9 protein-coding genes are annotated in these 8,557 nt (G+C 71.7%); 4 read left to right on the top strand and 5 right to left on the bottom strand.

The window, feature by feature from the left end; translation table 11 throughout:
- The 4 genes from ACTHMS_RS00115 to ACTHMS_RS00100 form a co-directional block, all read right to left on the bottom strand.
- The coding region (locus ACTHMS_RS00115) for an Rnase Y domain-containing protein (protein WP_440304643.1) at nucleotides 1-874 on the bottom strand (874 nt) is incomplete at its 3' end.
- 334 nt (nucleotides 875-1,208) lie between these two features.
- The gene (locus ACTHMS_RS00110; RefSeq protein WP_440304642.1) at nucleotides 1,209-1,943 is read right to left on the bottom strand and encodes a regulatory protein RecX; all 735 of its coding nucleotides are present in this window, start codon (nucleotides 1,941-1,943) and stop codon (nucleotides 1,209-1,211) included.
- A gap of 58 nt (nucleotides 1,944-2,001) precedes the next feature.
- Entirely contained in the window at nucleotides 2,002-4,137 is a 2,136-nt protein-coding gene (gene recA / locus ACTHMS_RS00105; RefSeq protein WP_440304641.1) for an intein-containing recombinase RecA, read from the bottom strand.
- 163 nt (nucleotides 4,138-4,300) lie between these two features.
- Complete coding sequence (locus ACTHMS_RS00100) at nucleotides 4,301-4,492, bottom strand: DUF3046 domain-containing protein (protein WP_440304640.1); 192 nt, start codon at nucleotides 4,490-4,492, stop codon at nucleotides 4,301-4,303.
- 56 nt (nucleotides 4,493-4,548) lie between these two features.
- On the opposite strand from ACTHMS_RS00100, the gene ACTHMS_RS00095 reads away from it, so the two are divergent.
- From ACTHMS_RS00095 to ACTHMS_RS00080, 4 genes are read left to right on the top strand one after another with little or no spacing between them, the layout of a single operon-like run.
- Complete coding sequence (locus ACTHMS_RS00095; RefSeq protein ID WP_440304639.1) at nucleotides 4,549-5,184, top strand: GNAT family N-acetyltransferase; 636 nt, start codon at nucleotides 4,549-4,551, stop codon at nucleotides 5,182-5,184.
- Nucleotides 5,181-6,020, top strand: coding sequence for a DUF72 domain-containing protein (locus ACTHMS_RS00090; protein ID WP_440304638.1), 840 nt, complete (start codon nucleotides 5,181-5,183; stop codon nucleotides 6,018-6,020). Before ACTHMS_RS00095 ends, ACTHMS_RS00090 begins: the two co-directional genes overlap by 4 nt.
- Nucleotides 6,017-6,274 (top strand): hypothetical protein, encoded by a 258-nt coding sequence (locus ACTHMS_RS00085; protein WP_440304637.1) that lies wholly within the window; start codon nucleotides 6,017-6,019, stop codon nucleotides 6,272-6,274. The genes ACTHMS_RS00090 and ACTHMS_RS00085 overlap by 4 nt, the downstream gene beginning before the upstream one ends.
- A complete protein-coding gene (locus ACTHMS_RS00080; RefSeq protein ID WP_440304636.1) occupies nucleotides 6,267-6,935 on the top strand; it encodes a DUF429 domain-containing protein in 669 nt (222 codons plus the stop codon). The genes ACTHMS_RS00085 and ACTHMS_RS00080 overlap by 8 nt, the downstream gene beginning before the upstream one ends.
- Before the next feature lie 347 nt (nucleotides 6,936-7,282).
- On the opposite strand, the gene ACTHMS_RS00075 is transcribed toward ACTHMS_RS00080, so the two are convergent.
- A partial coding sequence (locus tag ACTHMS_RS00075; RefSeq protein WP_440304635.1) for an acetate--CoA ligase occupies nucleotides 7,283-8,557 on the bottom strand: 1,275 nt, incomplete at its 5' end.

Below are 8,557 nucleotides of genomic sequence, written 5' to 3'. Positions count from 1 at the left end.
CCTTCATCTCGTCGCCCGGCAGGTGCAGCACGCTGACGACGCTCTCGGTGGTCTGCTGGCTGGCGACCCGCTGCACGGCCTCGGCGACGATCGCGCGCGCTCGTTCGGTGCCCTCGCTTCGGGCCTCGTCCTCGATCGACCGGGCGAGCAGGGCGGCGTCGCGTCGGGTCGTGGCCTCGACGCGGCCCATCAGCTCGGACTTCGCCTGCTCGGCGGTGAGGCCCGCAACCCGCTCGAGCTCGGCCTCGGCGTCGCGGGCAAGGCGGTCGAGGTCGGCGCGGCGGACATCGAGGTCGGCGGCCAGGGCGGCGAGTTCGGCCTGGCGCTGCTCGGCCACCCGGCGGCGGTCGTCGAGCTCGCCGGCCAACGCGCTGGTTCGGGCCGCCTGGGCCTCGAGCCGCGCCTCGGCGTCGGCGAGGCGGGCACTGCGGGCGTCGAGGTCGGCGAGCACGCGGCGGGCCTCGTCGGTGAGCCGGGCCGCCTCCGACTCCGCCGTGCGCCGGGCTTCGGCGAGCACCTCGGCGAGCTGCGCGTCGTGCCGGCGGCGCTGCTCGGCGAGCTCGCTGCGGGCGGTGTCGGCCTGCCGGCGGTCGGCCTCGGCCTGGGCGCGCAACTGGTCGGCCTCACGCTCGGCGGCGCGACGGGTGGACTCGGCCTCGGCCTCGGCCGCGCGCTTGATCGCGTCCGCCTCGAGGCGCGCGGCCTGGCGCAGGGCCTCGACATCGGCCGGCGGCTGCTCGGTGACGGCCGACCGTGCCGCGGCGTGGGCGCCGCGGACGCCGGGCCCGGACTGCCGACGGGCAGTGACGACCACGAACAGCAGACCGAGGACGAAGACCACACCGATCGCTGCGTAGAGCACCCCGGTGGTCATCGTCGTCGCCTCCTGTCGGTCGGCCCCGGCAGCGTGCCGCCGTGACCGTGCAGTCGACCCTGGCGGTCGACCGCACTTGCTCGTGCACCCGAAGGACGTGACTGACGCGGACGGCACCTCGGACCACGACCCGCTCGAGCAGGCGTGGGGCAGGCTCGACCCGACGACCGGTGCGGCTCTCCTTCCGACGGGCGGACACGGACTATCCGTCGTCGCGGCCACCGCGCGGCAACACCGCCCGCGACGGACCGCGGCGCACTCAGCGTTCCTTCTGGTCTTTCGACACTATGAACGCCAGGCGACGGACGCAAGTAAGCGTCATCCCGTGGCGCGGCTAAGCCTCGACCTCAGGTTCAGCCTCGGCGAGCACCTGACGGACGGTGTCGTAGACGATCTCGGGACCGTAGCCCTTCCGTGCGAGCAGACCGGCGACCCTTCGCTGCACCACCGCCGGGTCGAGGCCCCGCAGTGCTGCGGCGCGCTTGGTGGCCAGTTCGAAGGCCCGCCGCCGCTCGCTCTCGCCGTCGATCCCCGCCACCGCCTGCTCGACCGTCTCACCCGACAGGCCGCGTTGGCGCAGCTTCTGCGCGACCGCACGGCCGGCCAGACCCCGCTCACGGTGCGAGGCGGCCGCCATCTGCTGGGCGAGCGCGGCGTCGTCGATCAGGCCGACCTCGGTGAACCGGTCGAGCACGGCCGCGGCTGCGTCGTCCGGCACGCCCCGCTTGGTGAGCGCCGTCGCGAGTTCGGCCCGGCTGCGCGCGCGCTGGGTCAGCAGGCGCAGGCAGATGGCCCGGGCGACGCTCTCCGGATCGCCTGGATCACCGTCGACCTCGTCGTCGGGTGGTGGCGGCCGGTCGACGTCGGCATCGAAGGCATCGAAGGCATCGAAGCCGGCGTCGGAGGCCGACCGCGCGTCCGAGGTTGCGCGGGGGGCCGCGCGGCGTCGGACAGCCTGCCCGTCCGGGCGTGGCCCGGATGACCCGTCCGGCGTGCGGCGGGCGGGGGCGCGTTGTGGCAGCTCGACGTCGGTGATGCGGACCGGCCCGTTGCGTGGTGCGTTGCTCATGGACTCTCCCGGGCCGGCCGGGTCGCTCCCCGGCCGGCCACCTCGGGTCGGTCGCCGGTCAGAAGTCGACCGGTGCCGGCAGCGGTGCCTCGATCTCGTCGACCCGCGCCCCGATGCCGAGCTTCTCCTTGATCCGCTTCTCGACCTCGTCGGCCAGGTCGGGGTTGTCGCGCAGGAAGTTGCGGACGTTCTCCTTGCCCTGGCCGAGCTGGTCGGCTTCGTACGTGTACCAGGCGCCGGACTTGCGGATGATGCCCTGCTCGACGCCGACGTCGATGAGCGAGCCCTCGCGGCTGATGCCCTCGCCGTAGACGATGTCGAACTCGGCCTGCTTGAACGGCGGCGCGACCTTGTTCTTGACGATCTTGACGCGGGTGCGGTTGCCGACCGCCTCGCCGCCGTCCTTCAGCGTCTCGATGCGTCGCACGTCCATGCGCACCGACGCGTAGAACTTCAGCGCCTTGCCACCCGTCGTGGTCTCCGGGCTGTTGTGCACCATGACGCCGTCGACGAAGTAGTTGTGGTTGCCCTCGACCTCGATGTCGAACCGGTGCATCGACCGGGTCGGCGGCTTCACGTGGATGTCGAGGATGCGCGCCGGCACCGGCCGCATCACGGGCTCGACGAAGCTCGGCTCGACCGCGAATCGCCCGCGCTGCTCGGGCAGCAACTTGTACCCCATCGACGGGTGCACATATGGCGCGACCAGGTCGAGGAAACGACGCGACGAGGCCGTGTCGAACGTCAGCACGGCCTTACCCCGCGCCCCGGCGTGCCGCAACGACACCGTGAAACCATGTGTGTCGCGGAGGTACTCGACCAGGCGTGCCTGCGATCCCTCACTCATCGCCTCGACGCAAAACTCGACCCTGCCACTGCCACCTGCCGTGCGGGCCTGCAGGCCCTTCGACCGCACGCTCAGCGAGCCGTCGTCCATGAACCAGATGGCGAGCGCGAGTGGGGTCAACGCCTTGAGGTAGTCCCAGCCGATCGTCTTCTTGCCGTCACCGAAGTAGACCGCCCGCTGCAGCTCGCCGAGCTCGGGCAGCGGCGTGAAGTCGGCGAAGACCGCACCCTTGGCGTTCTCGCGGCGCGAGCACGGGATGTTGCCGAGCAGTGAGACCTTCCAGTCGAGGTAGTCGCGCTGCTTCGCCCCGTGACCGAGCCGGAAGCGGACACCGTTGCGCCCACGTCGGTTCGGCGACAGGTTGCCGTCGCCGAGCAGCGACCCGAGCACCACCTGCCACTGCTGGGCGCTGAGCCGGTGCTCCTCCGTGGCCATCACCCGGTCGCCGGCCATGAGCTCACCGGCGTGACGCCAGCCGCCCGGCGTCCGGATGAGGTGGTTCTCGGTCGCGGCGAACTGCGACCGGCCGTTCCCGCCGGACTTCTCCACCGTGAACTGCAGGAAGTGGTCGGTGACGCCGTTGTCGAACCAGTTCACGACCCGACGCGGCACGATCGCGTCTGCTTCGGGGTCGTAGGACAGCACCTCGACGTCCAACTTCTTGTTGACGATCCTCCCGATCTTCTCGGTCGTCCCGTCGGCGAGCATCACCCGGGTGTTGTAGGAGAAGCACCCGAACATGACTCCGATCTTCTCGCGCAGCTGGTTGATGAAGATCGCGGTCGTGCCCGAGTTGCTCAGCGCGCCGGTGATCTTGCGCAGCGCCTGGCTCATGAGGCGGGCCTGGAGGCCGACGTGCGAGTCGCCCATCTCACCCTCGATCTCGGCGCGGGGCACGAGCGCGGCGACGGAGTCGATGACGATGATGTCGAGCGCGCCGGAACGGATGAGCATGTCGGCGATCTCGAGCGCCTGCTCACCGGTGTCGGGCTGGCTGACCAGCAGCGAGTCGGTGTCGACGCCCAGATTGCGGGCGTACTCGGGGTCGAGCGCGTGCTCGGCGTCGATGAACGCCGCGACACCGCCGGCCGCCTGGGCGTTGGCGACCGCGTGCAGGGCCACCGTCGTCTTGCCGGAGCTCTCCGGCCCGTAGATCTCGATGACGCGGCCACGCGGGAGGCCGCCGATGCCGAGTGCGACGTCGAGGGCGATCGACCCGGTCGGGATCACCTCGATCGGCACGGCCGCGCGCTCGCCGAGGCGCATCACCGAGCCCTTGCCGTGCTGCTTCTCGATCTGCGCCAGTGCGACGTCCAGCGCCTTATCACGGTCGAACGCTGCTGCCATGGGACACCTCTGCTTCGTCGGAACTTCGATGGCGCTGACGCTAGAACCGACCTCTGACAAAAACTGCGAGCGGCGCGGATCTGTGGACGAGCGGCGTGGATCCGACTGTAGGCGAACGCGTGTTCGACCGACAAGCGACACGCCGCGCGCGCGACACGGGGGCTCAGCGCAGCTGTGAGGGCATCTCGAACTCGGCGCAGACGGCCCGCCAGACCTCCTTCGCCGCGACCCCGGACGCGAGCGCCTCGCGCACCGTCGCGCCCAGCTGCGGCAGCCGGTAGTCGGTGGCGAGGCTCTCGGCGTAGGCCTCACCGAAGCGCGCGTACATGCGCGCCCAGAAGTCGGTCAGCCGCACGCCACTCCCCCGTCGGACTCGTCCAGGTCGATCACCACCAGCCTACGATCAGCCTCGTGGAGCCCGCGCCGCCCGACGACTGGTACGAGCTGCCGGTGCTCGCGGGGCAGTGGATCCGGCTCGAGCCGCTCACCCAGGCCCACGCCGACGGCTACCTCGCCGCTGCGGGCACCGGCGCCGAGGCCGAGGAGGTGTTCCGCTGGCTGAACACCCCCGGCTCGACCACCGGCGCGCCCCGCACCCGGGCCGACGCGGAGGCCGACATCGCCGCCGCCCTCGCCGCGCGGGAACGCCGTGAGCGGCTGGCCTTCGTCCAGCTCGACGCGGCCACCGGCGAGGTCGCGGGCACGACGTCGTACTACGACGTCGTACCGGCGAGTCGCACGCTCGCGATCGGCAGCACCTGGCTCGGGTGCCGCTGGTGGCGCACGCCGGCGAACACCGAGTCGAAGCTGCTGCTGCTGACCCGGGCGTTCGAGGTGCTCGGCGCGGTACGCGTCGTCTGGCACACCGACGAGTTCAACCGGCGCAGCCGCGACGCGATCGCCCGGCTCGGCGCCACCCCCGAAGGGTTGCTGCGCAAGCACCGCCTGCGACGTGACGGCAGCTGGCGCACGACGGCGCAGTTCTCGATGACCGACGACGACTGGCCCGCCGCGCGCGAGCGGCTGCGGCGGCGTCTCGAGCCATGACCGGACGCCTGTTCTGCGGCACGTCCGGCTGGACCTACCCGCCGTGGCGCGGCGTCTTCTACCCGAAGGGCGTGCGCCAGCGCGACGAGCTGCCCTACATGGCGTCGCGGGTGAGCAGCATCGAGATCAACGGGTCGTTCTACTCGCTGCAGCGGCCGTCGGCGTGGACGTCGTGGTACGCCCAGACGCCGCCGGGCTTCGTCTTCGCCGTGAAGGGCCCGCGCTTCATCACGCACATGAAGAAACTCAACGACGTGCGCACGCCGCTCGCGAACTTCTACGCGTCCGGGGTGCTGGCCCTGCGCGAGAAGCTCGGGCCTTGCCTCTGGCAGCTGCCGCCCAACCTCGGCTTCGACGCCGCCCGGCTCGCCACCTTCTTCAGCGAGCTGCCCCGCTCGACCATGGAGGCCGTCGCGCTCGCGCACCGGCACGACGAGCGGATGACCGACCGCACCCTGCTCACGACCGACGCCGACCGGCCGATCCGGCACGCGCTCGAGGTGCGGCACGCGTCGTTCGTGACGCCGGACTTCCTGGCCCTGCTGCGCGAGCACCGGATCGCGGTCGTCGTCGCCGACACCGCGGGCAAGTGGCCGCTGCTGCGCGAGACGACCGCCGACTTCGCGTACGTGCGGCTGCACGGCGACCAGGAGCTCTACGTCAGCGGCTACACCGACGAGGCGCTGGACGCGTGGGCCGCCACCGTGCGTCCGTGGCTCGACGCCGGTCTGGACACCTACGCCTACTTCGACAACGACGTGAAGGTGCGGGCGCCGGTCGACGCGATGGGCCTGGCCCGCCGGCTCGACGCCTACTCCCCCACCACGGCACGATGACCGCCATGGACACCTCGGGCTCGCGGTGGTCGATCCGCTCGGAGGACTCGCTGCTCAGCATCTGCAGCAAGGGATCGGTGCTGTCGATCGGATCGATCGGCTCGGTCGCGTCCATCGGGTCGATCGGGTCGGCGCTGTCGGCGTTCTCGGTGGGGTCGGTGCTGTCGGTCGGCTCGCTGATGTCGGCGTTGAGCGACCGCGCGATCATGTCGGCGCGCTCGCGCAAGGCGATCATGCGCGCGCCGGGTGACTGACGCGACGGTCGTCGGGGTCGACGGCTGGCGCAGCGGCTGGGTCGTCGCCTGGCTCGACGGGCGTCGCGTGTGCTGGTCGAGCGTGGCGTCGTTCGGCGAGGTGCTGGATCGGTTCGGCACGGCGACGATCGCCGTCGACATGCCGCTCGGGATCACCGACGAGGTGCGGGCGTGCGACCGCGCCGCCCGGCGGTACCTGGTCGAGCACGGCGCGTCCGGCAGCTCGATCTTCGACGCGCCGACCGCCGCCGCGTTGGCCGACTTCGAGCTCGGACGCACGCACGCCGAGGCGATGGCGCGGCGCGGGGCGATCCGTGGCGTGTCGGTGCAGGCCTGGAACCTGCTGCCCAAGATCGTCGATGTGCGGGACGCGCTGGCCGCGGTGCCGGCGGACGTGGTGGAGGCGCACCCGGAGTGCTCGTTCCGCACCCTCGACCCGGCGATCGGGGCGAGCGGGAAGAAGACCGCCCGCGGAGCCGGGCGCCGGCTGCGCGCGTTGCAACGCTGCTTCGACGTCGACCTCGGCGAGGCGCCCGACGTCGTGCCGGTCGACGACGTGCTGGACGCGACCGTGCTGGTCTGGACGGCGCAGCGCCGCGCCCGCGGCGAGGCGCTCGTGCTGCCGGACGGCGCCGCGTCCGCCCCCCGCATCGTCGTCTGACCCCCCGCTGGCCGGTGTGTGCCCACGCTGCGGGCCCTCGAACGGCGTGTCACCCCGCACGGTCGCCACACACGTCCGGCCGCCGGCCCGGCCGGTGTGTGGCCACGCTGCGGGCCCTCGAACGGCGTGTCACCCCGCACGGTCGCCACACACGTCGACGCAGCGAGAGCCGGGGCCGATCCGGTCAGCGCTCCGGCTCGTCGGTCGCCACGCTCGCGATCATGGGCGGACGCGCCGGGCGGCGTCCGCGCGTCTCACCACGCTCGGCACGCGGCTGGTGATCATGTCGAGACCCGCCGGCGGACACCGGCGGGTCTCGACATGATCAGGTCCGGCCGCTGGGAGGCTCAGTCCTCCGACGGCGCGGCGGGGAGCTTCTCGCTGATCAGGTTCATCACCGAGTCGTCGGTGAGCGTGGTGACGTCACCGAGCTCGCGGTGCTCGGCGACGTCGCGCAGCAGCCGCCGCATGATCTTGCCGGAGCGGGTCTTCGGCAGCTCCGGGACGATCATGATCTGCCGCGGCTTGGCGATCGGGCCGATCTCGGTCGCCACGTGGTTGCGCAGCGTCTTGATCAGCGCCTCGCCCTCGGAGTCGTCGGTCGGGCCGCCGCCGCGCAGGATCACGAAGGCGACGATGCCCTGGCCGGTGGTCGGGTCGGTGGCGCCGACGACCGCCGCCTCGGCGACCGACGGGTGCGACACCAGCGCCGACTCGACCTCGGTGGTCGAGATGCGGTGGCCCGACACGTTCATGACGTCGTCGACGCGGCCGAGCAACCAGAGGTCGCCGTCCTCGTCCTTCTTGGCGCCGTCACCCGCGAAGTACCAGCCCTGCGCGGCGAACCGCGACCAGTAGGTCTCCTTGAACCGGTCGAGGTCGCCCCAGATGCCGCGCGTCATCGAGGGCCACGGGTCGGTGAGCACGAGGAACCCGCCACCGCCGTTCGGCACCGGCGTGCCCTCGTTGTCGACCACGTCGGCGCCGATGCCCGGCAGCGGCCGCGTGGCCGAACCCGGCTTCGTCGCCGACACGCCCGGCAGCGGGCTGATCATGATCGCGCCCGTCTCGGTCTGCCACCACGTGTCGACGATCGGGCAGCGATCGCCGCCGATGTGCTCGCGGTACCACATCCAGGCCTCGGGGTTGATCGGCTCACCGACCGAGCCGAGCAGCCGCAGCGAGGACAGGTCGTGGGCGCCCGGGATCTCCGGCCCCCACTTCATGAAGGTGCGGATCGTCGTGGGCGCCGTGTACAGGATCGAGATCTTGTACTGCTCGATCATCGAGAACCACCGGTGCTCGTCCGGGCTGTTCGGGACGCCCTCGTACATGAACGAGGTCGTCCGGTTCGCCAGCGGCCCGTAGACGATGTAGCTGTGGCCGGTGATCCACCCGATGTCGGCCCCACACCAGTAGAGGTCCTGGTCGGGCTTGAGGTCGAAGACCGCGTGGTGTGTGTACGCCGCCTGGGTCAGGTAGCCGCCGGACGTGTGCAGGATGCCCTTCGGCTTGGCCGTCGTGCCCGAGGTGTACATGACGTACAGCGGGTGCTCCGCGTCGTGCGGCTCCGCCTCGTGCTGCTCGCTCTGCCGGTCCACGAGGTCGTGCCACCAGACGTC

Source organism: Jatrophihabitans sp., from assembly GCF_051960575.1.
Taxonomy (GTDB): domain Bacteria; phylum Actinomycetota; class Actinomycetes; order Mycobacteriales; family Jatrophihabitantaceae; genus JBQCEE01.
Note: the sequence above shows the minus strand (reverse complement) of the source record. Positions and strands in the feature narration are given on the sequence as shown.

Bases quoted from the DNA above. Each gene is read 5' to 3' on its own strand.
- ACTHMS_RS00090 (WP_440304638.1), top strand. From the start codon at position 5,181: ATGACCGGACGCCTGTTCTGCGGCACGTCCGGCTGGACCTACCCGCCG.
- recA (WP_440304641.1), bottom strand. From the start codon at position 4,137: ATGGCAGCAGCGTTCGACCGTGATAAGGCGCTGGACGTCGCACTGGCG.
- ACTHMS_RS00085 (WP_440304637.1), top strand. From the start codon at position 6,017: ATGACCGCCATGGACACCTCGGGCTCGCGGTGGTCGATCCGCTCGGAG.
- ACTHMS_RS00110 (WP_440304642.1), bottom strand. From the start codon at position 1,943: ATGAGCAACGCACCACGCAACGGGCCGGTCCGCATCACCGACGTCGAG.